General features: G+C 64.4%; 21 protein-coding genes. 9 read left to right on the forward strand and 12 right to left on the reverse strand.

Features of this window, described 5'->3' with window-relative positions:
- Positions 1-776: 776 nt before the first annotated feature.
- The 3 genes from NI2_RS33130 to NI2_RS33860 all read left to right on the forward strand — a co-directional run bounded on the left by NI2_RS33130 (position 777) and on the right by NI2_RS33860 (position 3,936).
- A complete protein-coding gene (locus NI2_RS33130) occupies positions 777-2,087 on the forward strand; it encodes an AAA family ATPase (protein ID WP_084476472.1) in 1,311 nt (436 codons plus the stop codon).
- Between the two features lie 20 nt (positions 2,088-2,107).
- The gene (locus NI2_RS33135; RefSeq protein ID WP_133733816.1) at positions 2,108-2,758 is read left to right on the forward strand and encodes an HNH endonuclease; all 651 of its coding nucleotides are present in this window, start codon (positions 2,108-2,110) and stop codon (positions 2,756-2,758) included.
- 245 nt (positions 2,759-3,003) lie between these two features.
- Positions 3,004-3,936 carry a hypothetical protein gene (locus tag NI2_RS33860; RefSeq protein WP_133733815.1) on the forward strand — a complete coding sequence of 311 codons (933 nt, stop codon included), beginning with the start codon at positions 3,004-3,006 and terminating at the stop codon, positions 3,934-3,936.
- Positions 3,937-5,039: 1,103 nt separating this feature from the next.
- Here the strand turns inward: NI2_RS33860 and NI2_RS16460 are convergent.
- On the reverse strand, positions 5,040-5,231 hold the full coding sequence (locus NI2_RS16460; protein ID WP_133733814.1) for a hypothetical protein: 192 nt from the start codon (positions 5,229-5,231) through the stop codon (positions 5,040-5,042).
- 37 nt (positions 5,232-5,268) lie between these two features.
- Between NI2_RS16460 and NI2_RS16465 the strand changes: the two genes are divergently transcribed.
- Entirely contained in the window at positions 5,269-7,389 is a 2,121-nt protein-coding gene (locus NI2_RS16465) for a hypothetical protein (protein WP_133733813.1), read from the forward strand.
- A gap of 1,005 nt (positions 7,390-8,394) precedes the next feature.
- Here NI2_RS16465 and NI2_RS16470 read toward each other — a convergent pair.
- From NI2_RS16470 to NI2_RS16480, 3 genes are all read right to left on the reverse strand, one after another.
- Positions 8,395-9,420 (reverse strand): alpha/beta fold hydrolase, encoded by a 1,026-nt coding sequence (locus NI2_RS16470; RefSeq protein ID WP_166655720.1) that lies wholly within the window; start codon positions 9,418-9,420, stop codon positions 8,395-8,397.
- Positions 9,421-9,693: 273 nt separating this feature from the next.
- Complete coding sequence (locus NI2_RS16475) at positions 9,694-10,515, reverse strand: CPBP family intramembrane glutamic endopeptidase (RefSeq protein ID WP_133733812.1); 822 nt, start codon at positions 10,513-10,515, stop codon at positions 9,694-9,696.
- A gap of 130 nt (positions 10,516-10,645) precedes the next feature.
- The gene (locus NI2_RS16480; RefSeq protein WP_067491802.1) at positions 10,646-11,071 is read right to left on the reverse strand and encodes a Rid family hydrolase; all 426 of its coding nucleotides are present in this window, start codon (positions 11,069-11,071) and stop codon (positions 10,646-10,648) included.
- Positions 11,072-11,215: 144 nt separating this feature from the next.
- On the opposite strand from NI2_RS16480, the gene NI2_RS16485 reads away from it, so the two are divergent.
- Positions 11,216-11,683, forward strand: coding sequence for a MarR family winged helix-turn-helix transcriptional regulator (locus NI2_RS16485; protein WP_067491804.1), 468 nt, complete (start codon positions 11,216-11,218; stop codon positions 11,681-11,683).
- A gap of 39 nt (positions 11,684-11,722) precedes the next feature.
- Here NI2_RS16485 and NI2_RS16490 read toward each other — a convergent pair whose 3' ends face one another.
- On the reverse strand, positions 11,723-12,235 hold the full coding sequence (locus NI2_RS16490; RefSeq protein WP_067491806.1) for a winged helix-turn-helix transcriptional regulator: 513 nt from the start codon (positions 12,233-12,235) through the stop codon (positions 11,723-11,725).
- Between the two features lie 64 nt (positions 12,236-12,299).
- On the opposite strand from NI2_RS16490, the gene NI2_RS16495 reads away from it, so the two are divergent.
- On the forward strand, positions 12,300-12,944 hold the full coding sequence (locus tag NI2_RS16495; RefSeq protein WP_067491809.1) for a dihydrofolate reductase family protein: 645 nt from the start codon (positions 12,300-12,302) through the stop codon (positions 12,942-12,944).
- Between the two features lie 68 nt (positions 12,945-13,012).
- Positions 13,013-14,026 carry a fatty acid desaturase family protein gene (locus tag NI2_RS16500; RefSeq protein ID WP_243749726.1) on the forward strand — a complete coding sequence of 338 codons (1,014 nt, stop codon included), beginning with the start codon at positions 13,013-13,015 and terminating at the stop codon, positions 14,024-14,026.
- Position 14,027: 1 nt separating this feature from the next.
- Here the strand turns inward: NI2_RS16500 and NI2_RS16505 are convergent, their stop codons facing one another.
- The 6 genes from NI2_RS16505 to NI2_RS16530 all read right to left on the reverse strand — a co-directional run bounded on the left by NI2_RS16505 (position 14,028) and on the right by NI2_RS16530 (position 22,601).
- Positions 14,028-15,515, reverse strand: a complete 1,488-nt coding sequence (locus tag NI2_RS16505) for a DUF4246 domain-containing protein (RefSeq protein ID WP_067491811.1) — start codon at positions 15,513-15,515, stop codon at positions 14,028-14,030.
- A 141-nt stretch (positions 15,516-15,656) separates the two neighbouring features.
- Positions 15,657-18,179 carry a polynucleotide kinase-phosphatase gene (locus tag NI2_RS16510; protein WP_067491813.1) on the reverse strand — a complete coding sequence of 841 codons (2,523 nt, stop codon included), beginning with the start codon at positions 18,177-18,179 and terminating at the stop codon, positions 15,657-15,659.
- Positions 18,179-19,573 carry a 3' terminal RNA ribose 2'-O-methyltransferase Hen1 gene (locus NI2_RS16515; protein ID WP_067491815.1) on the reverse strand — a complete coding sequence of 465 codons (1,395 nt, stop codon included), beginning with the start codon at positions 19,571-19,573 and terminating at the stop codon, positions 18,179-18,181. The genes NI2_RS16510 and NI2_RS16515 overlap by 1 nt, the downstream gene beginning before the upstream one ends.
- 47 nt (positions 19,574-19,620) lie before the next feature.
- Positions 19,621-20,952: a permease prefix domain 1-containing protein gene (locus NI2_RS16520; RefSeq protein WP_067491879.1), complete on the reverse strand. Its 1,332-nt coding sequence runs from the start codon at positions 20,950-20,952 to the stop codon at positions 19,621-19,623.
- Positions 20,952-21,314 carry a PadR family transcriptional regulator gene (locus NI2_RS16525; RefSeq protein WP_067491817.1) on the reverse strand — a complete coding sequence of 121 codons (363 nt, stop codon included), beginning with the start codon at positions 21,312-21,314 and terminating at the stop codon, positions 20,952-20,954. The genes NI2_RS16520 and NI2_RS16525 overlap by 1 nt, the downstream gene beginning before the upstream one ends.
- Positions 21,315-21,380: 66 nt before the next feature.
- Complete coding sequence (locus tag NI2_RS16530) at positions 21,381-22,601, reverse strand: cytochrome P450 family protein (RefSeq protein WP_067491819.1); 1,221 nt, start codon at positions 22,599-22,601, stop codon at positions 21,381-21,383.
- A gap of 301 nt (positions 22,602-22,902) precedes the next feature.
- Between NI2_RS16530 and NI2_RS16540 the strand changes: the two genes are divergently transcribed.
- Positions 22,903-23,583, forward strand: a complete 681-nt coding sequence (locus NI2_RS16540; RefSeq protein ID WP_166655719.1) for an LppP/LprE family lipoprotein — start codon at positions 22,903-22,905, stop codon at positions 23,581-23,583.
- 4 nt (positions 23,584-23,587) lie between these two features.
- Here NI2_RS16540 and NI2_RS16545 read toward each other — a convergent pair whose 3' ends face one another.
- A complete protein-coding gene (locus NI2_RS16545; RefSeq protein WP_067491880.1) occupies positions 23,588-24,694 on the reverse strand; it encodes a metallophosphoesterase in 1,107 nt (368 codons plus the stop codon).
- 254 nt (positions 24,695-24,948) lie between these two features.
- Here NI2_RS16545 and NI2_RS16550 point away from each other — a divergent pair, with 254 nt between their 5' ends.
- Positions 24,949-26,091: an alpha/beta hydrolase gene (locus NI2_RS16550; protein WP_243749724.1), complete on the forward strand. Its 1,143-nt coding sequence runs from the start codon at positions 24,949-24,951 to the stop codon at positions 26,089-26,091.
- The last annotated feature ends 11 nt before the right edge of the window (positions 26,092-26,102 follow it).

Genomic DNA, 26,102 nt, shown 5'->3' on the forward strand with positions numbered 1-26,102 from the left:
TCGACCTGGATACGGCTGGATTGGTCGAGGGTGCCAGCCCGTCTCGGCACTCACGGCCGCAGAAGGCTGCGCACCTGGCGCAGGCTGCCCAGAGCGCGGCGCTCAAGCAGGGCGGCCCGAAGGAGCGGGCGCTGGCTGCGCTCCGGGAGGCGCAGGCACAGGGCGTGGTCGATAAGGCGGCGATGGGCAGGCGATCAGCAAGGCGCACCGGGCGTACGAGTCCGGTCGTGGCTTCGACCCGGATTGGGTGTGGCTGTCTGAAACCGAGATGAACGGCCTGATCAATCTCGTACATGTTCGCCGGGAACTACAAGCAGGCGGGGCAGCACCTCCAAGCCGCCCTTGACGCTGCGGCGTCGTGGCCGCGCGAACAGGTATTCGTGGCAGCTCTACCTCGCCCATACCTACATAGCCGACGGCGAACCGGCTCAGGCGTGTGCGCTGCTGAACGACAACGCTGCGGGTATCCATAGCGTGTCCTCCACCCGGCTCCAGCGGAAGCTGGATGCGATCACAACGGCCGTTCGTCCACATTCGGCGGTGCCGGAGGTAGGGGAGTTTTGCAGCGGTTGGCCTAGCCTAGGATCAGCCTGTGGGTCGACGCAGAGTGGAAGCTCTCAAATGTCGAGCGGGCAGTTGGCGGCGACTATACATAGTCTGCTAGTCGCGCTACATCCTGCGGGTATTCTCCGCAGGGCAATTGTCTGTTATTTTATTAGGTAGTTAGCCCTGACCGGGCGAATCAATTAATTAACGTAAACAGGGGAGTTGGTGCTATGCGGCAGTGTGAAGAGTCGGGCTCGTCGGGAGGTTTCAAATCTATAGCTATTAGGAATTGGCGCCAGTTTGGACGCGTGGATATCGACTTTCATCCGCGCCTGACTGTTCTGACAGGCGCCAATGCGACTGGCAAGAGTACAATACTGGGAATCTTGGGAAGGCATTTCAACTGGTCGCGGGCATATTCGTCTTCTCCGATTCGGCGCGATGGACAAGGAGGCGTTGAATGGCAGACATTTTGGGTGGAAGAGTCGGAGGAAGAATCCGTTCGTCGGGATGAAAACCAAAGTATGGTCGAAATCGGTACATTGACTTACGGGACGGGTGCGCCCACTCCCATTAGTGTTCCGTCGCGACCCGCGGCTGACTCGCAAAGAGGCAATTATGATCTGCACATGCCGCATGCGCAGGATGTAAAGGGCGCGTTTCTCACCTCGCATCGAACAATGACCAGTAGTTACACCTTAGTAGACACAATACCTACTCTTTTTGGTGATGCCAACCAAATATTCGAACAATTTACGAATGAACTGCGTGTCCGATGGCAGGGAAGCTGGACAGGGAGGAGTCCTCAGCGTGCACTGAAAGAGTCGCTAATGGCTGCAGCGACTTTCGGAGGTCGGGGTAATGAATCGGTGGATTTTAACCCCGAGGCTGCTGCGGTCTGGACGGGATTCCAGGAGATTCTGAGAAATGTCATGCCGCCTTCTGCTGGATACTCAGGTATGCGGGTCCGCATACCTGACGTGATTGTCCAAATGCGTTCGGGCGATTTTATTCTGGATGACCTATCGGGAGGTCTCTCGGCCATTATCGAGATATCTTGGCAGATTTTCCTGAAATCTCGGACGGAATCGGCCTTTACTGTACTTCTTGACGAGCCGGAGAATCACCTCCATCCGAGCTTGCAGAGAGAGATTCTTCCCAGTTTACTTCGAGCCTTCCCGTCTGTACAGTTCATTGTCGCTACGCATAGTCCATTTGTGGTAACTGCTACTCCTGACTCGGCAGTGTATGCATTCGATTACAATGAATCAGGCCATGTAGAGTCGAGGCAGCTGGACTATGCGAATAAGGCAGCGAGCGCTGATGCTATTCTACGGCGGGTACTTGGTGTTGAGAGCACTATGCCACGGTGGGCAGAGGAAGCATTTGACGAAATCGTGAGTCGATATGCGAGTGCACCACTTGACGCCTCGCGGCTGCGGGCGCTTCGGGAAGAGCTGAAGGAACGAGGCCTGGACACAGAGTTCCCGGATGCTGTAATTGAATTGACTGACCGTCCTGATGCGGAGCCGCTGAGGTGAGGCGGCTGGTAAAGGGTGAGATGCCGTCTGTATTGCAGGAGAATGAGGAAGATTGGACGGCTGCGTACGTCGCCGCAGTCACGGCCAAAAGCAAAAATAAGCCAGAAAAATGGCGTGATCCGCAGATCAAAGACGCACTGAGCGAGGAAACGGCCGGAAAGTGCGCCTACTGCGAGTCAACCATCGCCGACGTGTCATATCCTCATGTGGAACATATGGTTCCGAAGTCGATTAGGCCTGATTTGGCCCATCGGTGGAGTAATATGACTTGGGCATGCCAGGTATGTAATACAGAAAAAGGGGACTTCTACGATGCTGTCCAAGGCATCTTGAGTCCGTACGATGACGATATGGCCGAGCATCTGCATTTTGCCGGTGGTATCCTCAGTTTTCAACTCGGCGCGGTGCGTGGCGAGATAACGGTCAGGGTTCTGAAACTAAATCGCATCGACTTGGTTCGCGAAAGGTGTGACAGGCTTACAAAAGTCCGGGATATGTTGGAGCGCTGGAATGTAGCTATTGGGGTCCAGCGAGAAGTCTTGGCCGATGCGATTCGAATTGATGCCGCTGAAGGAGAGTTCACCTCGTCAGTCGATGCATATCTGCGTAGCTTTGGCTTCCCAGTAGAGGCTGGGCAGGGTATGAAGGAGGGAGTTTCGGGCGTTGGATAATCTGGCCAGATTGGGAGCGCGAGGGTGTTAAAGTGCGGCCAGGTGTAGCAGGTCGTATCGAACAAAGGTTGTTTGGCGTAGTATTTATGTCTATGGTTGCATCGTGGGATACGGAGTAGATTACCTAAATGGCGGATAGTAACTCAGACGAGGTGTTTAGAGCTCTCACGCCCGAGGAAAGACGCAGGGTGGAGTCGTTGTATGGGGCTATGCTTCCGAAGATTCAAGGACCCAAGCTGCCTCGGATGAATTTTCCGTTCCCGCAACTTCCAGTCCAATCCTCGCTAATCGAGGCTATCGAACGCATAAATGCATCGAGATCTGGTCTTGGTATTGATTGGGCGCAATCGCTAACGAAAAACTTGCCAAAGTTCCATCTCGACCTACCGGCGCTCAGTGTCGATTACTCTCGGCTGTTCGCTCCAGCATTGAACTTGCAGAATCTAACTCAGTTCCACAGTGTGGACACGGCCAGTCTTGATGCCTTCCGGACTATTTACGAGGAGCAGCGGAAAAAATTCGAAAAGCTTTTCGATTGGGAACGGATTCAGAAGCTAGTCGGCTCTCTGTTTCCTCCGAATTGGCGAGGTGTTGACACTGAGGGGTGTGATCTTGAGGCTCTGCTGCTCGATGAGGGTTTACCGTTAGGTTGGGTGCCTGATTCGAAGACTGTCCAAGCACTGTTCGACGCGTCGACACCGCAGGAAAGACGAAAGATACTAGGACGTAGATGGAAGTCGATCCTAAAGTTCTGCCGTTCGAATCTAGATTCAGTGGTAGACCCAAAACTCCTTAACTACTGTGTTTTTGCAATGCAGGCAATAGATTCGATTGAAGCGAATATTCCAGCTGGCGGACAGGCGTTGGCTGCCAATTTGTTGGACACCATGCTTCGTGACACGCTCGATAGTGTGGCTCGTAGTCTGGTGACATCTCAGAAAGATCGTTTGGATCTGGATGATTTGCCTGTTCGGGCGAGCATAGTTTTTGGTGGCATATGGGGCTCTTTCACTGAGTTCTGGGCGAGTCGAGGGGATGTTGTCCCTCGCGGCTACTCGCGCCACGCCAGTGCGCACGCAGTCGGGAAGCGGCAATATTCGCGTATCAACGCAGTAATCGCAGTCATGCATGTGACGGCGTATATCAAGCTCTTAGAAAGTGGTGATCTCGACGGGTAGCCTACCGCTCGCTCCCGTGCGAATCCCGCATCCTTACCCTACGCCCGGTCAGCGCTGTATGAACGGTCGTGGAGTCCACCCCATACCGTTCACCGAACCGGGTCAGTGACAGCCCTGTTCCATACAGGCGCGCCACCTCGATCACCTAATCTTCGCTCAGCCCTTGGTTGCGCATGGTGACTCCTGCCTCGCGGAGGATCTTGAGCGCCGTGCCTTGCCGCTCTGGTAGTCACGCACGAGCTGTGTCGAGGGGATGCGCGCGGCGTACTTCGACGCGATCTGGTCACGCAGGGCTGGCGTCAGACGAGTGCCGCTCTTGGGACGGGCGTCACCGTGACCGGAGTCCTCGGCGGCCGCCCGGCAAGGCGTTCGTGCAGGGTGCGGAACCGATCGCGTAGGTAGTCCTTCCTGGAATACGTTCCTATGTAGTCCACTTAAATAGCAGGTCAGGCCCGGTCTTAGGACCGGGCCTGACCTGTTTGTGTCTTGCCCCGCGTTGACCCCCGTTTTGGTCCCGCGTTCCGTCGACGGCTTGTGCCGATGGGGATGGATCTGACTGCTTCGGGTTTGGCTGCCACGCGGCAGCTGTCACTGCATCCTGATCCGTCACCGTGGAATTCAACCAGCGGTGCGCAGAAGCGGGAGAGTCGAAGAGACCCGGCAGCGGCAGGACCAAGCAGCGGCATAACCGGGGTAGCGCCCGATCGGGTCGAATCCGGCTGCGGCCCATGGCCGAGACGGCCTCGTGGGAGGGAATCCTCATAGCGCTCTGTTGCCCTTGCGACGGCCACACGGCTGGCAGGGGCCCTGCCGGCCGTTCTTCACTGCGGACAGACGGGGGTAAGCCCACCTCACCACACGTCAGGCACGCGCATCGCCATGGTTCGTCGGCCCCGACATACGGTTCCAGCGGTTCGGCTCTGGCAGCACGCATCCGCTTCGTCAAGCGGCGCAATGAGACTCCGACTGCCCGAGCTGAACGCGGCTCTCGCGGTGTCGATCTGTTTGTTCGGTTGTAACAGGGACCGATCCGCGGTGACAGCGTCTTCGGGAACCGCCTTGGGCAGTGCCATGCGAGAGCGATTTCACGTTGTCCGGCATCATCATCGGATCAGCCAGTGAAGGAACTTGGTCGCACTTGCCGCCGCGGCCACGCCGATCAGCGTTGCTTCATAGGGCGAGTGTCGGGCAAAGGTCGTGAGGACGCTTGCTCCGACACCGGCGATCAGCGCGCATAGGAAGATCAGCGCGCTGCGCACGGACAACATCGCACCTGACTTCTCGTTGTCAGCCACGGCATCTACTCCTTTGGTGTGCCCCTCGGCGGGGGCGGTGTTCGTGCAGATATCGCTGCCCAAGCTGCCAGCCGGGGTGGTGATGCATCGAGTGCAACGCGTTGCAAAACTCTGCGCAACGTCGACACGACCGGCCAGGCGCGATATGACTGGACAGGTGCGCCACACCTCCGGCCAGTTCGGGCCGCTGAGACCAGACCTGCCCGGCGAACGCCGTGCACTCGCCGATGCACTGCGGTACCAGTTCGCTTTGCTCGGTGCAATATCGGCGCGCGAATACGCCAAGAAACAGGCGCTACAGCCGAGTACGGTGACCCGCTACTTCAACGGTGCGGTTCTGCCCTCCGAAGAGTTCATCAAAGATCTTGTCGACGAGGTTCAACTGCGGTCCGGGCATCCGCAGCCTGGACAGCCTGAGCAGCTCTTGGAATTGCTGTACGCCGCCCAGGACGCTCACAGCGGAACGTGGGGTCATGCCAAGCGTTTGCAGGAGCAGTGCGCCGTTCTCCGAGAACGCCTCAAAGCCGCTGACCTCCAGTATCGAGAACTGCTCGTAGAGAACGATGTCCTCCGACACGGCCAGCCCGCGGCGGTTGCGGCCCTCCATGATCAGCTGAGCGTGGCGCGGGAGCGGATCGTCGAGCTTGAACGTGAGCGTGCGATCTTGCTGATAGGGTCGGCCAGAGCCACTTCTTCGAGCGTGGCCGCGAATCTTGCCAACGACTACTGCTGGCAGTTCTATAGCAACGCTCTCGCGCTGCGTGGCTGGTCGCCACCGGCTGTTGCTCAAACCGAAGCCGTCGCGAACGAGGTACTCGCTCTGCTCGACGCCCCTACGGACGCAAAGCCCGAGAACCGCAATGGCCTGGTCTTGTATCCAATCGGGGGTGGCCGAACGAGCGCCGCGATCGGACTCGTCGCGAAGGCAGTCGATGCTGATTATCGGCTGGTCATCGTGCTCGCCGGAAACCTGAACGACCTCCGCCGACAGGTGCAGCAGCAGGTTGATCGTGACCTTCCCCCGTCTGGCGTCATACGCCTCACGGGGCAGGATCTTGACTACAGCAGGCTCGGGCCCGCGCTCCGTGCGCTCACCTTCGAGAAGGAGGTGCCAGACCTGCCCCTGAACTCACCGGAGAATCTGTCTGGAGCGCCGACGCGCTTGCTGGTCATCAAGAAGAACAGAGCCGTGCTGCGGAAGGTGATCAAGGACCTCCGCGCCGGCCTGTCGCCGAGCGAAGAAGTCCCGGCTCTCGTGGTCGACTTGGACACAGATGCTGCACAACCCCACTCGGCCTTAGACAACTACGTCACGGCGCTGCTCAACGCCTTACCTCGAGCCCAGTACGTCGCCTACACGGCAAGCCCGTTTCGCGATGTCTCTACTCCTGGCCGGAACGATTTCATCGTGCGCGCACGGCGGTTGCCAGGCCAGATAATATCGGACTTCTTCTTCTCCGATGCCGCTGGCGTGCAGCCTGGGCCAGGCGATCTGGCCGTACCTGGGGAGAAGGCATTCGTCCGCAAGGTCGATCGTGACGACAGTGGCTTGGTGGCTGCGATGGATGCGTTTGTGCTGACCGGGGCGATGAAGATCCACCGTTCCAAGCAGGCAGGAAGAGACACCCTCCTGCGGCACGTGCTCTTCGTGAATGCATCTCCCCGGATCGAGGACCAGGCTGCACTGCGCGAGCGACTCGTGGCCTGTTGGCGCGCAGCCGATTACGCCGGCTCGACGGGGCTGGGCCGCCTGCGAGACATCTTTGACACTGACATTCTGCCGGTATCGCGCGCTCTTGCGACCGATACCGATTTGCCTTCGTCTTTCAGTGAATTGTCCCCAACGCTGACGGCCGCACTGGACCGGATAGGCGACGAACCGATAACAGCCGACCTCGGAATCGGAACGGAGCCACTGTGGAAGATGGTTGTGTGCAGTGCCAGCCGTGCAAGCGAGTTTGCTGGTGATGGCATGACAGTCCTGTTCCTCCACCACACTCCCGGACCGAAAACTATGTTTCGGATATTCGACATGTGGTTCGGATCACGCTCTGACTGCACAGATCTCCTTCGGCTCTTTGTCCCTCGCGATTCCTCGACCGGTATCGACTCGTATGCACAAATCGTCGATATATGGCGAGAGCACGGCGGACTATGACACGTGGGTTGCCGATTGAGTCAGCGAGCCTTTACGGGTGAGTGCTATCGACTGCAAGTCAAACAAGGATTCGCCGATATCACCCATGGTGGCCCCGCTGGCTCACATGCTGGCTGGCTTGGCCGGACACGCCAGCAACATCCGCCGCGATGCTGTTGCTTGATCAATCGGTCATCCACGAATCGTCTTCGGCGACGACAGAATTGCCAAGTTAAGCCGAGTGGTCCCGCCGAGACCGAACTGCAGGCTTCCCCGCCTAGCACCACCGGAGGATCACCATTGCTGACTGAAACCTCCGCGGTGGCGGACGCCCTGCGTGAAACCACTTGAGCCTGACTCGGCGAACGACGCTCGTCCGCCGACGCGCACGGTGCCACCGATCATAGTCGGCTGCGCATCGACAGCGGTGGGCTTCGCCGGACAGCTCACCTGTGCTGGCAGTGGTCTGACGATGTCGAGGAGCGATCGTGACCGTTCCGGTGGAGACTCTTGAGCTGGCCCCCGGTTATCCCCCGCTTTCGTCGCCGAGATGGTTCCGGGTCTTCCGATGAGATGCTTGCCCGCAGATCTGAGGGACGTTGGTTACAGTTTCGTTCTGCCTGGTCAGTGGCGATTTGGATATCACCGCCCATCCCTTGCCGCGGTGAATGGGGGTGCTGTGATGGCGTCGGTGGCATTTGACGTTCTGAATACCGGTCATGAGGGCTATATGTCCGGCGTGGGGTCTGTCGAGGCGGCCCCGAGTGGAAGCCGCCCCGCCCAGTCCCGGCTGACATTCTGCAATGAGCAGTGTAATCCCTTGTCGCCGAACAAAATTCGGTACAGTTTGCCGCCGAGTGGACCTTCGCGCATCTGTCGATCCGTTGGTGTGGACGCTGAAGATCGATCCCCGCCAGTCCGATCGGCTCATGACGCTCTAAGTGGGGGTCAGGGGTTCGAGTCCCCTAACCTGTTTTTGTTGTGACTCCGGAACTCCAGACCACTTGTGGACGAGTTCCGCCAGGCTCATCCGGCGAGGAAGCGCAGCAGTTCGGAGGTGACGAACTGAGGGTTCTCCTCGATGAGCCAGTGGCCCGCGTTCGGCACATCCACTGCCCGCACGATATTGGTCATCCGTGGGGCCGCGGTCGTCCGGACGGGGTCGAGCTGGCCCTGGGCGGTCATCAGCAGCGTGGGCACCGGTGTCGGTGCTGCTGCCACGGCATCGCGGACGTCCTGATCGAGAGCACGGTAGAGCTCGAAGCCGCCTGCCAGCTTTTCAGGTCGGCTGTAAGTCCGTGTGTACTCATCGATCTCGGCGTCGGTGAACGGGGATCGGTCCGAGGTGCCACCGAAGGCTGATCCGCCGAAGGAGACCTGCGGATAGAACAGCGCCAGATATTCGCGGACGTCGTCGACGACTGCCTCGGGGACCCGCCGTTGGGAATGGAAGGCGATATGCCAGCTCATCGACCGGTATGTGGCCGCATCGATCGAGGGCCCGGGTAGCGGCAGGTCGAGGTAGCCGAGACGTGCGGTGTCGGCGGGGAACTGGGTGGCGTACTGGAATGCCACCGCGGCACCGAAATCGTGCCCGATGACGCGGGCGTCACGCACCCCGAGCCGATCGGCGATCAGGGTGTGCACGTAGCGGGCCAAGGTGGCTTTGTCGTAGCCGCTCGGTGAGCCGGTGCTGTCGCCCAGCCCGGGAAGGTCGATAGCGTAGACGGTGTGCTTCTCGGCCAGCTCCGGCATGATCGGCCACCAGCCGAACCAGGTCTGCGGCCAACCGTGGATCAGCACCACCGGTGTACCGGTGCCACCGGTCACGTAGTGCATCCGCACCCCCTCGATATCGGCGAACTCGTGCCGGAAGGTCCTGTCGAATTCCGGATCGTTGTGGGTAGCAAGGGCGTATGGGGGAATGTCGGCAGAGATGGGCGTGGTGCACGCGGCGGTGCCGACCGTGAGCAGCAGAGCCAGCGTGCCGGTCACCATCGCGTGTACGGCTCGGCGGAAGCGGTGCGGTGACGGCCGGATTGCGGTGATCATGTGTTCCTGTCCAGAGAAATCGGCGGATGCTGAGAGCGGGACGCGGCGGCATGGGGCGCCGAGAACGGCGCTCCCGGTCCCGTTCCAGAAGGTGACCGCATGGATGGCGCTCATCGAGACCCCTTTGAACGGGACACCTCTCAGTGTTTCCGGATCGGACACGATCTGGCACGCAAACTTGCTGTTCCAGCAACATTAACTCGTGCATCGAAAGCGAGAATCGCAGCCGCCGAGGCTATTTCGGCCGGAGGCGGGAGGTCCGGTAATGAACTGTCAGCGCCGGGTGACGAGCTTCGCACTGCGGAGCATCCACACCGCCGGGACCAGGCAGCACAGCAGCGCGAAGAGACTCGCCTCCGGACCGAATGCCCCACCGGTCAGCACATCCGGTCCGGAGAGGACGGTGCGTAGCAGGCCGGGTTCGCCGTCGGCGCCGGATACCGCAGTGCCGAACACGCCGGACTCCGTGAAATTCCAGGCGAAATGCAGGCCGATCGGCAACCACAACGACCGCGTGGCGGTGTAGGCGATGGCGAGCAGCGCACCACCTTCGACCGCGATGGCCAGAGCACCCCACAGCGTGGCATTGCTGTTGACCAAGTGCGTCAGGCCGAAGATCAGTGACGAGACCGCGATCGCGACGATGCTGCCGGTCCGTTCTTCCAGGATGCGGTGCACCACGCCACGGAACAGCAGCTCCTCGGTGACCGCCACCGAAGCCATCGAGCCCGCGACTCCCAGGCAGGCTCCGAATGAGCCACTGGTGATGTCGGCGTCGGTGAACAGGATCGCGAGCAGCATCGTCGCGAGGAACGCCCCGGCTCCGATGAGTACACCGTGCCCGAGCCCCCGCCACCGCCCAGCGGCGGCCAATTCTGTGACCTCCGCGCGTTTCTCGACACGGCAGGAAAGCCACCTGAAAGCGAAGACCGCCCCGACCGCCGCGCCGATTCCTAGGAAGAACCGCAACACAGGCACATCCGAAACGAGCGCGTCCACGCCCCGCGCGGCGATCAGCAACACGACCGCCCCGACGAGCAGAACCGGCACCCGGAACCGCTGCATCGGCGATCTCCGCTCGGTGGGGATGATCATCAAATGTCCTCTCGCCGTTGGTCAGTATGGCGAGATTACGAACGAGCCGAGCCGAGCCACATCACTCCGTGGGAGCGTCCTCGGTAGTACTCGCGAGTGAGGCGCTGCTTTCGGTCGCTGGATGCGGCGTTCAGTTTCCGGAACCCACGATGGCGGTGACTCGAATCTCCACGCGCATGGCGGCGAGACCGAGCGCGGTCACCCCGGTCTCGGTCCAGATCGGCGCGCGGCCGCCGAGGCGCCGACGGAACTGCTCGGCCATCACCTTGTTGTGGTCGTCTCCGATGACGCCGCTTCCCGCTTCGACCTTGTGGTAGGAGTTGACGTGAATGACGTCCCTCCAGGTGGCGCCAACGGTGGCGAGCGTTCGCTCCACGTTGTCGAAAGCCTGGACGATCTCGTCCTCCAGTGAGTCGGGAACGATCAGCTCGTCATTCACCCCGGCCTGACCAGAGGTCTCCACCCGGTCGCCGACCCGGACGGCGCTGCTGTAGCCGAGCGCTTGGTGCAGCTTCTCGCCTGCGCCGGGACTGATGCCGAAGGTAACCGTGCTCATGATGCTCTCATTCGTGTGGAGGGGCGTACCGCGATGTATGACTTCACACGTAAACTAACCCTGCGCAACCAATAATTCAACCTTGAAGTCATTGCCGGCTCGAGTCAGCCGGCAACAGACCTCCTGAGCAGCACGGAGACACGCATGGGCGACCAGGAAGATCGCTGGCTCGATGAGCACGAGAAGGCGGCGTGGACAGGGCTGATCTCCCTGGTCCTACTGCTGCCCGGGAAGCTGGAGTCACCACTGCGGCAGGAGCACGACCTCACCCTTTTCGAATACCTCGTGCTCAGTCACCTCTCCGAAGCGCCGCAACGCAAGCTGCGCATGGGGGAACTCGCCGTCCTCGCCAGCGGGTCGCTGTCGCGCCTGTCCAACGTCACCAAGCGCTGTGAACAGCGCGGTTGGATCGTCCGAGCACCCGACCCGGCAGACGGTCGCTACACCCTCGCCGAACTCACCGACGCCGGCCTGGACATCGTGCGTCTGGCAGCTCCGACACACCTGCGTTCAGTGCGCCGCACCGTCCTCGACTCGCTCAGCAAGAGTGATCAGAAAGCCCTCGCCCGCATCGCGCAAAAGCTTCGCATCGTTCCGGACGGCCTCGGCTGAGGACAGTCCCACGCGACGGGCTCGGTATGGGGCGCTCGGTCAGGACTTGGCCGCCTCGTAGGCGGCGGTGAGCTCGGCCAGGACGCCGTCGCGCGGGGTGGGTGCGCCCTCGAGGTGTGTGGCGCGCAGCTCCGCCATGAATCGCTCCCACAGCGGTGGTCCGCCCGCGGCGAGAAGTTCCGCGCGCACGGTCAGTTCCGGTGTGGTCTCGAGCCAGCGCGCGCCCCAGGCGCCTAGCTGAGCCAACACCGGGACGAGATCGATCGCGGCCTCGGTGAGCCGGTATTCCACCTTCTGTCGGTGCGACGGATCGTCGTGGCGGGTGAGCAACCCGGCCGAAACCAGCTTCGCCAGCCGCGCCGCCAGGACGTTCGATGCGATCCCTTCGATCGAGCCGGTGAGCAGCTCCCGGAAGTGCGTGTGCCCGCCGAACATCATGTCGCGCAGCACGATCATGCTCCAGCGGTCGCCGAGCAATTCGACGCTCCGGTTGATCGGGCATCCGGATTTGCCGGGCGGCACCGGCAGCTTGTTCTTCGAAACTGGTTGCATCACAGGATCAGTTTAGGCTACCGTCGCAACTGCTTGCAGATCGCAATCAGAAAGGGGTGCCGCCGTGGCACAGCTGGTCCGGGTGCAGAACTTCAGCATTTCCACCGACGGGTACGGGGCAGGTGAGGGGCAGAGCCGCGAGCGGCCGTTCGGCCACGCCGACCCGGGGGACTTCATGTCCTGGGCGGGCGCCACCGCGCACTGGCCCGGCCGCACCGCGCCGGGCGGCAGCTACGGCCTCGACGACTACATCACCCGCGACTACGCCCGCAATATCGGCGCGGAGATCATGGGCCGCAACAAGTTCGGCCCGGAGCGCGGTCCGTGGGAGAACTACGACTGGCAGGGCTGGTGGGGCGACGAACCGCCCTTCCACACACCGGTTTTCGTGCTCACCCACCACGAGCGTCCTTCGTTCACGCTGTCCGACACCACCTTCCACTTCCTGAACGCCTCGCCGAAGGAGGCACTGGCGCGGGCTCTCGACGCCGCCGACGGCAAAGACGTGCGCATCGGCGGTGGCGTGGCGACGGTCCGGGAATTCCTCGACGCCGACCTCGTCGATCAACTGCACATCGCGGTCGCCCCGGTGGAGCTGGGCGCGGGGGAGCGGCTGTGGGAGAGCCCGGCCGAACTGGCGGACCGCTTCCAGCACGAAGAAGTCCCCAGCCCCAGCGGGGTCGTCCACCACTTCTTCTGGCGGCGCTGAGGCAATCGGTCGTCATCGATCTGCAACCCGTTCACCCGGCTGTGGCCTCCATGCGCCATGCTTGTGCGGTGGTTATAGCGTCAGATGTCGTCCCCGTGCGTGGCAGTGAGTTCTCGGTCCTGTTGCGTCGTGTCCGGGAGGCGAACCTCTTGGACCGGCGGTTGCGGTATTACGGGTGGAAGAGTGCCCTCACCGCGGCGGCTTTCGTCGCTGGGTGGGCGGCATTTTTCGTCATCGGGGACTCGTGGTGGACGCTGCTCGTGGCGGCGTTCCTCGCGATGGTGTTCTCGCAGATCGCCTTCCTCGGCCACGACGCCGGGCACAAGCAGATCTTCGCGGGCCGCAAGGCCAACTACCTGTACGGCCTGATCGCGGGCAATCTGGCGATCGGGTTGAGTATCGGCTGGTGGACCAGCAATCACGCCCGCCATCACGCCCACCCCAATACCGAGGGCATGGACCCGGACGCGATGGGGGTGCTGGCGTTCTCCGGCGAGCGGGCGCGAACCGGAAAGGGCTGGCGCCGCTTCATCTTCCGTTACCAGGGGTGGTTGTTCTTCCCGCTGCTGCTGCTCGAGGGCGGCAGCCTGCACTGGAAGAGCATCGTCGCGGTGTTCCGCTGGCCGATCGCGAACCGCGTCTGGGAGGGTGCGCTGCTCGCCACCCACTTCGTCGGTCTGCTGTCGGCGGCGTTCCTGGTGCTGTCGCCGGGCAAAGCGCTGGTGTTCATCGCCGTGCAGCAGGGCCTGTTCGGGCTGTACATGGGTTCGACGTTCGCGCCCAACCACAAGGGCATGGAAGTCCTGCCCGAGGGCGACAACACCGACTTCCTGCGTCGTCAGGTCCTCACTTCACGCAATGTGCGCGGCAGCTTCCTCGTCGACCTGGCGATGGGCGGCCTGAACTACCAGATCGAACACCACCTGTTCCCGTCGATGCCGCGCGCCAACCTGCGCCACGCACAGCCGATCGTCGCGGGCTTCTGCGACGAGATCGGCGTGCCGTACTGCGAGACAAGTCTTTTCGAGTCCTACCGGCAGGCGCTGACCCACCTGGACGAGGTCGGCCGCCACGCGAAGTAGGTCAGTGCTCGCAGAGGTAGAACTCCCGCTCGAAGTATTCCTCGTTGTGTTCGTCGACGAAGAACTTGCGTTCGTGCATCAGTTGTTCACGGAATTCCTCTGCTTGGGCCCTGGTCATCGTGGAGGCGGGTGACCACGGCTGCTGCGGCGGGACGTCGGCGGTCGAGGTGATGGTGACCGACGGGTCCACCAGGAAGAAGGCCACGATCTTTCGGTGACCGTTTCGGGTCGGATCGTCGAGCCGGAACGGGGCGACCCGGTGCTGGTAGATGTTCGGAAAGGCCACGCACCGGCCCGTCGTGGTGTGGACCGAGCCCAGTTCCTGGTTGAGCGCGTCCTCGTCGTCGAGACCGTAGACCTCGCGGACTCCGGTGCGGTCGTTCTGCTCGTAGTAGGGCTCGTCGATGGCGGTGCGGAAGCCGAGCAGGCTGTCGGTGATGTTGTCGCTGTCCCAGTAGTAGATGGCGGTGGTGACGATGCGTTCGTTCAGCATGGCCTCGACATGCCATGAACCACCGGAATATTCGGGCTTGTCCGGGGTGAGATGGATATTGGCGAGTTTGACGATCACCTGCAGTCGGCGGCCGCTGAGCGTGACGGTGTGGGTGTCGTCCCGCTCGGGCGGCTGGAACTCGGGCGCGTCGGGGAGGGCGGGGCGTCGTTCCTCCCACCACTTCTCCATGGCTTCTTCGTAGGCTTCCTCGGCCGCCTCGTCGTCGTCCTCCGGGGGTTGCGGTTCGGTGTCCTCGTACCAGCCGAACGGGTCGGCGACGATGCGCACTCGTTTCGGGGCGCGCAGATCGGTGAGCACGTTCTCCAGCAGGGGGAGCGTCCGGCCGAAGAGCTCGGGCAGGACGGCGGCGAGCTCCTGATGGCGGTCCGGGTCGACATTGTTCACGTAGGAAAGGAACGCCACGGAACCGTCGGCGCCGACCTCGACATCGGTGGGCAACCACTGGAACTTCTTCGAATGCGAGGCCGACTCTGCGTTCTTCTCCGGGTCGGGCCACGGTGCGTCCTCGGGCAAGCTCACGCCACGCACCAGGCAGTACATCGAGGGATGCACCAGATCGAGCACCTGCCCGTCGGATCCCGGATGCCAATCCAGTTCCGCCGCAGGCACTTCCTCCAGTACGCGCACCGCCTCGGCCAACCGCTTGCGCAGATCCTCGTCGACCACCGAGTCCGACTGCCACACCCCGTCGACAGCCGACACCTCGATCCCGCGCTCCACATCACGAAGCTCGGCGTAATACCCCAATTCGTCGAGCACATACCGGATCTGCGCCTGGGTCATCCCCTGCTCGGCCGCCTCCCGCGACCACCGCGCCACGACCTCGGCATCCTCGCGCTTGCGATACCACTCCGGCTTGGCCCGGATACTCGCACTCAACCGCATCATCTCGAGCTCCCGCACCGTCCGAACAGGCGCGACACACGCCACATGGGCGGCACGAAAGGGCAACGGGAAAAGATCCAACTCAGTCAATTCTCTGATCTCTCAACAGTTCTGCCGCACCCACGGCGGTTCCACGGATGCTCCTGCGACCCTGCCACAGAACTGCTGCCCAACCCATCCCCCGTCATCGGATGAGACACCGCCCGCGCCGGCTGGGCGCGGACGGCGGGTCTACAGGCGGGGGTCGGTGGGTGTCGACTCCATGGCGAGGACCGCGAAAACCAGCTCGTGGACCCGCCACAACGGCTCGCCGGCGGCGATAGCGTTCAGGGCGGTGAGTCCGAGGCTGTGTTCGCGGAGGGCAAGGCCGCGTTTGCGGTTGAGGTTGCGGTCTCGTAGGCGGGTGAGGTGTTCGGGGGCTGTGTAGTCCGGGCCGTAGATGATGCGGAGGTATTCGCGGCCGCGGCATTTGATGCCCGGCTGGACGAGTTTGCCCTTGGTGCGGGTGGACAGGCCCGCGTAGGGCTTGATGACCATTCCTTCGCCACCCGAGCCCGTCAGGTCGAGCCACCAGGTGGTGGCCTCGGCTTCGGCGGAGGGGTCCGACAGGTCGACCACGCGGCGGCCGGTGGATCGGAACGTGGTGGGGTCGGCGGCGACCAGGCGGTCGCAGATGTCGAGGTGCCAGCCGTGATCGCGGTCGGCGAAGGTGGTGCCTTCGGCGGCGAGCAGGGCGAACGGTGCCAGCGCCACGCCGTCGAGATCGTCGGTGGGCCAGCAGTATCGACGGTAGGCGGTGGTGAAGTCGTCGGCGTTCGCGGCGCGGGCGGCGGTGCGAGCACGCAGGGCGGTGAGGTCGAGACCGCGGTCGACGCCCGCTGCCAATGCGGCCAGCGTCGGGGGGAGGGCGGAGCGGGCGGCCGCACCGGCCGCGGCGTACTGGGTGCGGATCAACCCGCCCGCCTTGGCCGACCACGGCAGCAGTTCGCAGTCGAGCAGCAGCCAATCGGTGTCGAGTTGGTCGAACAGTGTCCCGGCGGCGGCCCGTACCCGGGCGAGCAGTGTTTCGGTGAGGGCGGCGTCGCTGAAGAAGGATCGGCCGGTGCGGGTGTAGACGGCACCGGAGCTGTCGTCGGAGACGCCGAAACGTGTGGTGGCAGCGGCCTGGTCGCGGCAGACGAGCACGACGGCACGCGAACCCATGTGCTTCTCCTCGCACACCACCGTGTCCACGCCCGCCGCCCGGTAGTCGGCGAACGCCTCGGTCGGGTATTCGAGATACCCCTCCACCGACGACGTGGACGGCGGCGACATGGTCGGCGGCAACCACAGCAGCAGACGCGGATCGATGGCGAACCGGCTCATCACCTCGAGCGCGGCCGCCGAACTCTCGGCGTCGACGATGACGGTGCCGTCGTCGGTACGCACGTGCCTGCGCCCGGTGACATCGGCGAGATTCAGCGTCTCGTCGTCACGAACCGGTTCGGTGACAAGCGGTTTCACCGGCTCGTAGTACGTCCGTTCGGCGGGCACCGCGGCGAACGTCTTCTCCGGGTAGCGCAGCGCGGTCAGCTCACCACCGAAGACGGCACCGGTGTCGAGGCACACGGTGTTGTTGACCCACTCCACCTTCGGTGTCGGCACGTGCCCGTACACCACCATCGCCGAGCCGCGATAGTCGCGCGCCCACGGATAGCGAACCGGAAGACCGTATTCGTCCGTCTCCCCGGTGGATTCACCGAAGAGGCAGAAGTCGCGTACCCTCCCGGAGGCGCGTCCGTGGTATTCCTCCTTGAGTCCCGCGTGCGCGACGACGAGCCGCCCACCGTCGAGCCGCAGGTGGCTGACGAGCTTGTCGATCCACCGCGCCGCCTCGTCGACGAACTCCGGTGGCTCCGCCGCCAACTGCTCGAGCGTCTCGGCCAGTCCGTGCGACACCGTCACCTGCTTGCCGCGCAACTTGCGCAGCAGCTTCTGCTCGTGATTGCCGGGCACGCACAGTGCGTGGCCGCTGTCGGTCATGCCCATCACCAGCCGCAGCACGCCTGGCGAATCCGGTCCACGGTCCACGAGATCGCCGACGAACACGGCCTGGCGCCCGTCCGGGTGAGTCGCGTCGACCGGGCGTCCGGCCTCGTCGCGCACCAGCACCCAGCCGAGTTCGGTGAGCAGGGACTCCAATTCGGCGCGGCACCCGTGCACGTCGCCGATGATGTCGAACGGTCCGGTGAGTTCGCGCCGGTCGTTCCAGGCCCGCTCGTAGGAGATCGTGACATCGGCCGGGTCGCTCACCACATAGACCTTGCGGAACCCCTCGCGTCCGAGCTGCCGCAGTGATCGCCGCAGCTCCTGGCTCTGCCGCCGCAGGACGTGCCGTTCGAAGGTGCGATCCGTGCGGGTCCGCGTCCGTTCCCACGCAACGGCTTCCGGTGTGTCGAGCACGATCGCGACCGGTAGCACATCGAAAGACCTTGCCAGCGTGACCAACTCGGCGCGGGCGTGCTTCTGCACGTTGGTGGCGTCGACGACCACGCGTCGACCGGCACGCAAGCGGATCCCCGCGACGTGCCCCAGTGCGTCGAAGGCGTCCTTCGTCGCGGTCTGGTCGTTCTCGTCGTCGGCGACCAGGCCGCGGAAGAAGTCCGAGGACAGCACCTCGGTCGGCTTGAAGTGCGCGCGGGCGAAGGTGGACTTGCCGGAGCCGGAGATGCCGACGAGGGCCACGAGCGACAGCTCGGGAAGGTCGATGTTCATCAGGCGGCCTTACGGAAGAGAGCGAGCTGGGTGGGGGAGCCGGTGCGCGGGTCGTGTTCGCCGACGGGACGGATGTCGACGGTGTAGCCGAAGGTATCGGCCACGCGGGCGGCCCAGTCGGCGAATCGCGCACGGGTCCATTCGAAGCGGTGATCGTCGTGACGGTGACCGTCGAGAGTTTCGTAGTGCACGTTGTACTCGACGTTCGGCGTGGTCACGATGACCGCGCCGGGCGCGGCGTGCCCGAAGACCGCGCGCTCGAGGGCGGGCAACCGGCTCTCGTCGACGTGTTCGATCACCTCCATCAGTACGGCCGCGTCGAAGCCGCGCAGCCGGTCGTCGTGGTAGGTCAGCGCCGACTGGACGAGGGTGATCCTGGCCCGCTGCCGGTCGGGCATGCGGTGGAACTTCAAGCGCCGCTCGGCGATTGCCAGCGCACCGCCGGACACGTCGGCGCCGACGATCTCGGTGAATCGCTGGTCGGCGTGCAGTGCGAGCAGGAGAGTGCCCGGCCCGCAACCGAGGTCGAGGACGCGGGTGGCGCCGGTTTCGGCGAGTGCGGCGAGCACCGCGTCGCGGCGCAACTTCACCAGCGGCGTCCTGCGCTCGGTGGCCTCCACGAGTTCGACCGGGTCCTCAATGGTTTCGGGCTCGAGCTGGTCGTCGGCGGCGCGCAGGCGTTCGAGCGCGGACTGGGTGAGCGAGTGCCGTCCGGCCAGGTAGCGCCGGGTGATCAGTTCGCGGTCGGGGTGGGTGCCAAGCCATCCGGAACCGGCGCGCAACAGTTTGTCGACCTCGTCGGCGTCGACCCAGTAGTGCTTGGCGTCGTCGAGCACCGGCAGCAGCACGTACAGGTGGTTCAGCGCCTCGGCCAGGCGCACGGTCCCGGTGAGCCGCAACCGGGTGTAGGGCGAGTCACCCCACTCCGGGAACTGTGGGTCGAGCGGTTCGGTGGTGGTCGCTACCTCCCAGCCCAGGGGTGCGAACAGCCGCTCGACGATCTCGCTCCCACCCCGGCACGGCACCGCGGGCACCTCGATCTGCAGCGGGATCGCCGTGCCCGCCAGCTCGGCCCGGTCCCGGCTGGTGCCGTTGAGCGCCGACCGGAACACCTTCCCCAGCGCCACCGACAGCAGGCTCGACGCCACATACGGCCGGTCGTTGACGTAGCGCCCCAGCGCCGAGCTGTGCCGGCCCTTCGCCGGCCTGGCCAATTCCACGGGGTCGATCTCGAGCAGCAGCGCCACCGTGCACCGGTCGGTGTCGGCGTGGGGGTAGAACACATGTGCCGTGCCGCCGGTCGTCGCGAACGACTGCACCCGGTCGGGGTGTTTGACCAGCAGGTACCCGAGATCGGTCGCCGGGGAGTGGGTCGTGGAGATCGTCAACAGCACAGACCGATCCTGTCACGGCCGGTCCAGCGAATTTCTTGCGAAAACCTTCAGGCGAAGGCGAACAGCGGCCCGATCACGACAACGACCACCGCCGCCCAGGCGCCGTAGACCGGGAGGTAACGGGTCTGCCAGTGTTCCAGCGCGGTGAAAGGGGTTCGGCCGCGCAGGAATCGCAGACTCAGGTGGGCCGACCAAGCCAGGTTCACCAGCAGCACGACATTCATGCCGAGCGCGACGATTTTATTGGGGCTGGAACCGAATTCGGCGATCCGGGTGGCCATCACCGCCAGCATCATCACATCGACGATCAGGGCGCTCGACACCAGCACCAGTTGCACACGGTCGAAGAAGGCGGGTGGTGCCAGCGGGTCGCGGGCCGAGATCGTGTAGAGCAGCAGGCCGAGCACGAGGACCAGGATGAGGTCCATCTGGATCAGCAGGTCCCGGTCGATGCCGGTGAAGCTGCGGGTGGTGGCGAAGGCGCCGAGCAGGGCGAGCAGCATCAGGATGGTGAGCGGCGTGAACACCCTGGTGAGCACGGGGGCGATGTTCTCGATCACGTTCTGTTTGGCTTCGACCAGCCACGCCGCGATGATCACCGCACCGGCCGCGCCGAACGGCATGATCCAGCGGGTGATGACCGGTTCGATATCGAGATCGAGGGCATCGAACGCGGCGGCCGTGAGGCCCATCAGCACACCACCACCGAGGGCGAGCAGCGTGAGATAGACGAACCACTCCCCGGTGAACCGGATGAAATCCATGCGCGGACGGTCCGAGCGCCAGTCACCGCCGGCATATGCGAGACCGACCACCAGCCACAGCGCTATCGGGGCGTGGATGCCCGCCAGCACCACGGTCGAACCGCCGTCCTCGAACGGGTACAGATTCAGTACGAGTGCGGCCAGCACGAACGGCACGATCAAGGCGACGGCGACGGGCGCGCTCACCTGCCGCTTCCAGGCGAAATACCCGGTGAGGAAAGGCAGGACGAGAAGGCTGAGGTTGAGGGCGAGCGTCTCCTCCTGCAGGAACGTGATCCCGGTCTTCACCGCCAGGCCCGCGGCGAGCGCGATGGCGATCACCATCATCAGCTCCCGATTACTCTGGCGCCCAACGTCTTCGGGCATCAGCACCAGCTGTTTCCACAACCGGTCGGAATGCTCACGGGCGAACTCGCGCGAGATCGAGTCCACATTGCCCATCCGCTTGACCGCGACGAGAAACGCTTCCTCGCTGCTGAGACCGGCATCCTGCAATGTCGAGACCTGTTCGCGCAGATGGTCTTCCATCTCGTCTACATCGGCCACCGAGATCACCCGGTGCCGTTGGACATAACCGCGCCACAGGTCCACCGCGGCGTCGAGTTCGGCATCCATCACGCCCACCCCTGCGCCGCGGCCGGCGGCTGATTGATGCCGCGCCAGACTTGGTCGAGGGCTTCGGCCACGACGGTCCACTGCGCCCGGCGTTCGGCGAGGGCGGCGCGGCCCGCGTCGGTGATGAGGTAGTGCTTGCGGCGGCGACCGCTGTCGGACACGCGCCAGGCCGAGGACACGTAGCCGAGCCGTTCCAGCCGGTGCAGCAGGGGATAGAGCATGCCGTCGGTCCACTGCATGCGGCCGTTGGACAGCGTGTTCACCTGCTCGAGGATGGCGTAGCCGTAGGACTCGCCGTCGGCGAGTATCCCGAGTACGAGCGGCGTCGCCGAAGCCGCTACCAGGTCTTTGTCGATGCGCACAGCACTCCCATACCTAGAACAGTTAGGTATGACCCTAGCAGATCTAGGTATGGGAGGCGGGGAACCTCAGCTCAGATGCACCGGCAGTGTCGCGTGACCGTTGGAGATGAAACTGGCCACCGAACCGAATTCCTCCGTGGCGCCGGCCAATCGGATTCCGGGAAAGCGTGCGAACAGAGCGGGCAGGGCGATCTCGGCCTCGAGCCGGGCCAGCGGCGCGCCGAGGCAGCGGTGCACGCCGTAGCCGAATGCCAGGTGTTCCTTGTTCACCCGGGTGACATCGAAGTCGTCGGCGGTGTCACCGTGCAGGTTCGGGTCACGGCTCGCCCCGGCGTAGGAGGCGAGGATCGGGTCGCCCGCCGCGATGGTGACGCCCTCGAGCTGGATCTCCTCGACGGCGAACCGCAGCGGCAGATGCGCGACCGGCGCCTCGAAGCGCAGCGATTCCTCCACCACATCGGCCCAGGTGGCCTTGCCCTCGCCGACTGCCGCCAGCTGCTCGGGATGGGTGAGCAGGGAGTGCACCGCCTGATCGAGCAGGTTGACGGTGGTTTCGTGGCCCGCGCTGATCACCAGCAGCAAGGTGTCGACGAGTTCCTGCTCGGTGAGCTGGGTGCCGTCGTCCTCGTCGCGGTGGGTGATGAGCAGGCTGGTCATGTCGTCGCCGGGGTTGGTGCGGCGGTAGGCGACCAACTCGCCGAGGATGCCGTACATGTTCATGTAGTTGGCCTGCGACTCCTCCGGGCTCAGCGAGGTGTCGAAGATGCCGTCGACGCACTTGCGCAGGCCCGCGTGCAGCGAATCCGGCACACCCATCAGCTCGGAGATCACCTGGATGGGCAGCGGGTAGGCGAAGCGTTCGCGCAGGTCGATCACCTCGCCTGCCGGGACGGCGGCCAGCTCGTCCAGCAGACCTGCGGTGATTTTCTCGATCATCGGGCGCATCGCCACCGTGCGCCGATGGGTGAAGGCGGGTGCGACCAACTTGCGCAGGCGCGTGTGGTCGGCGCCGTAGGCGGTGAACATGTTGTTCACGGCCACCCAGAGGAACAGCGGCCAGTCCGGCGGCACCTCACCCGCGGCGAACGCGGGCCAGTGCTTGGTAGCGGACTTGGACACCCGTGGGTCGGCCAGCAGCTTCTTCAGCGTGGCGGCGTCGGTGACCGACCACGCCCGCACCGCACCCGGCAGCTCGACGAGCGTCACCGGCCCCCGTGCCCGAATCCGCGCGGATTCTCCCTGGATATCCGCGCCTGCGGGGTCCAGTACCAGTGCCACGTCGTCCATTCAGGTCTCCTCATCGCTCGCACATCACACTGCTTGCGGGGCAAGCCTTTTCGGTACGAATGCCCCCGTTTCACGGTAACAGTGCCACCGATCGCGCGCCGATGCTTTCATTCGGTACCACTCGCCGGGAACTGCTCGGCGCGGATGTCGAATCGGCACGTCACAGCCGGTGGGACCGAGGGTGTGGATTTCGCACCCTAGGGCTGGGATTCGCATTTTTCGCCTAACGGGGTCGGCGAGAGTCTCGATGGAGTCGTTGTCCGCGCCGACAGCGTGCGGGGGACTCGGAATCGAGGAAATCATGAAGAACGCAGTTCGGATGAGTGCGCTGATCGCGGTGGCGGCGGGGATGGTCGCGGGCTGCACCGGGGACGACGGGGGCACTGCCCGCCCGGCGACCTCGGTGACCGCCACGTCTTCGGTTCCGGTGGAACCTCCTGTGGAGCGAACCATTTCACCGTCGCCGGGCACGCCGTCGCCGGGGAGGCCGTCGGTTGAGGTGCCGCCGGTGATCGACTCACCGGTGCCGTCGGATCCGGAGCCGCCGGTGGTCACGCCGCCCGCCGACGACATCAGCGGGCCGGATCGGTGCGTCGACCCGGGCTCTGGCGGTGTGCGCAAAGCGCTCGCCGGGCTCGGTGACGGCTGGGCCGCCTCGCAGGCCTCGGAGGACCGGCCGGGCAGCTGTGGTCAGCTGCTGTGGGTGCGCGCCGTCGGTGGGAATTCGGCGGGTTCACCGATTCACATCCTGTTCTTCCACGACGGAAAGTACCTGGGCACAGCGACTTCCGAGGCCTACGCGTTCACCTATGTCGCCGGGGCGAGTGGCAACTCGGTGACCGTGAATTACAAGTGGCTCGTCGGTGACGAACCGTTCGCGGCGCCGCAGGGTGGCCCGGCGGCGATCACCTACAGCTGGACCGGTTCCGGTGTGGCGATGAGCGGTCCGTTGCCGAGCGAGGTCACCCAGCCGCATCGCTGACAGTTCAGGCGGGCTCCGGGTGGAGCACCAGAACGGTGATCTCGCTGGGTGCGAACACCCGCAGCGGCGGTCCCCAGAACCCGGTGCCACGGCTGGTGTAGAGCTGGGTGTTGTTCGCGTGCCTGCTCAGCCCGGCCACGACCGGCTGGTCCAGTCGCACCAGGTAGTGGAACGGCCAGATCTGACCGCCGTGGGTGTGACCGGAGATCTGCAGTGCCACTCCGGCCGCGACGGCATCGGCGATCTGCTTGGGCTGGTGGGCCAGCAGCACCACCGGCAGGTCGGGGTCGGCACCGGTCAGGGCTGCGGGCAGATCGGGGCCGTGACCGGGAAGTCCGCGCCCGGTCGGGTCGTCTATTCCGGCGATGACCAGGCGGTCACCGTCGCGGGTGAGGGTGCGGTGTTCGTTGTGCAGTGGCTGCCAGCCGAGGGCGGCCATGTAGTCGATCCAGCCCTGCGCGTCGCCGAAGTACTCGTGATTGCCGGTGATGTAGAAGCGGCCGAGCGGTGCGACGACCTTGCCGAGCGGGTCGACCTGGGTCTGGCGTTTCTCGACCGAGCCGTCGGCGAGATCACCGGCGTGGCAGGCGATATCGGGTTCGAGGCCGTTCACCACGTCGACCACTTTCTCCGACCAGCGCACGCGGTTCAGCGCGGCGTAGTGGGTGTCGGTGACGACAACCATCCGCAAGCCGTCGAGGCCGGGGGCGAGGCCGCGGATGGCCACGTCGACCGTGCGCACGCGCGGCACCCGGCGTGCTTCGTACACGCCCCAGCCGGTGAGGGCGAGCGCGGTGATCGCCACCCCGGCAGCGACCGGGCGGGCGGGGTCGTCGACACCGATCACCGTCAGTGCGCCGCGGACGAACACGCCGATGACCGACCAGGCGAAGAACACCCAGGACACCCCGAGCAGGGCGTCGCCGACGATCACCGCCGGGTCGGATTGGGCCGGGCCGTGCCCGAGGAACATCGCCACCGGCAGGCAGGCGAACAGGACCGCGACGACGGCGGTCCCGATCCAGAACAGCGTTCCGGTACCGCCGGTGGGTGCCCAGACCAGGGTCCACCAGGGCAGGGCCAGCAGCAAGGCTGGGATCAGCATGAACATCAGGCGTACAGCGAGCTTCACGGGGTCCCGTTCTGCAGGGGCCGCCGGGGTCGCGGCACGAATTTCCCCACCAGCGTAGCGTCCGGATCCCCGCCGGCGCCGGGCCGAAAGCCCAGGCCGGTGAAGGTGGCTGCGTCGCACCGTAATTCGGTATGTGCCGGTGGCAGCCGGGCGCGCTATGCTGCGCGGCAGGACATCGCCGTGGGGGCGGGTCGTGTGGGGAGCGGCGTGGCCGCGTCAGCGAAAGGTCGATCATGCGTGGCGTAAACGGGGGAGGGGCGCCTGCGCGCCGATCCGGGCGGGTCCGGCGGACCCTGATCGGGGTCACGGCGGCGGTGTTGCTGCCGTTCGGGACGGTGGTTCCGGCGGGTGCCGATGCCGATCCGAACGCGATCGACTTCGCGGTCGAGTCGTCGATGGGCACCATCAACACGCGCATCGTGCGTGCGGCCGACGGCAACACCGACCGGGTGGTGTACCTGCTCGACGGTGAACGCGCCGAAAACGACCTCAACGGCTGGGAGAAGCACACCTCCATCCCGGCGCAGATGGCGAAGTTCAACATCAATGTGGTGATGCCGGTCGGCGGGCAGTCCAGCTTCTACGCCGACTGGGAGCAGCCGAGCAGCTTCAACGGGGTGAACCCCGACGGGTCGATGCTGCCGAGCGCCGACTCCGGTTCGGCCATCGGCGGCTGGGAGGACACCCAGGGCAAAACCACCGCCTACCAGTGGGAAACCTTCATCACCAAGACGCTGCCCGAGGCCTTGAAGTCGCGGTTGGGATTCAGTTCCACGCGTAACGGTGTGCTCGGGCTGTCCAGTGGTGGCAGTGCGGCGCTGTTGATGGCGGCCTACTACCCGGAGCAGTTCAGCTATGCGGCATCGCTGTCGGGGTACCTGCACATGTCGATGCCCGGTATGCGGGAGGCGCTCGGTGCGGCCATGATCGCCAGCGGCGGGTACAACATCGAGGCGATGGCGCCCGCGGGCAGCGAGAAGTGGCGGCGGATGGACCCCTACGGCTTCGCCGAGAAGCTGATCGCGAACAACACCCGCCTCTACATCTCCGCCGGTAGCGCCAAGCCCGCCGATCAGGATCTGTCGTCCATCGACGCGATCACCCAGGGCATGCCGCTGGAAGCGATCGCCCTCGCCAACACCCGTTCATTCGAAAAGCGCCTCACCGCACTGGGTTACACCAACGTCAGCTACGACTTCCCCGACATCGGCATCCACAACTGGGGCACCTGGGAGCAGGTGGCGATCCGTTTGATGCCGGACATGGCACCCCACATCGGCAAGCCCCTGCCCGCCGGCGCCAAGCCACCCGCCGCTGCCGCGCCCCCGGGCGCTCCCGGTGCGGAGCCGCCGGCCGGTGGTGCACCGCCGAAGTAGTTTCTCCCACA

The sequence above is a fragment of the Nocardia ignorata NBRC 108230 genome (assembly GCF_001612905.1).
Taxonomy (GTDB): Bacteria; Actinomycetota; Actinomycetes; order Mycobacteriales; family Mycobacteriaceae; genus Nocardia; species Nocardia ignorata.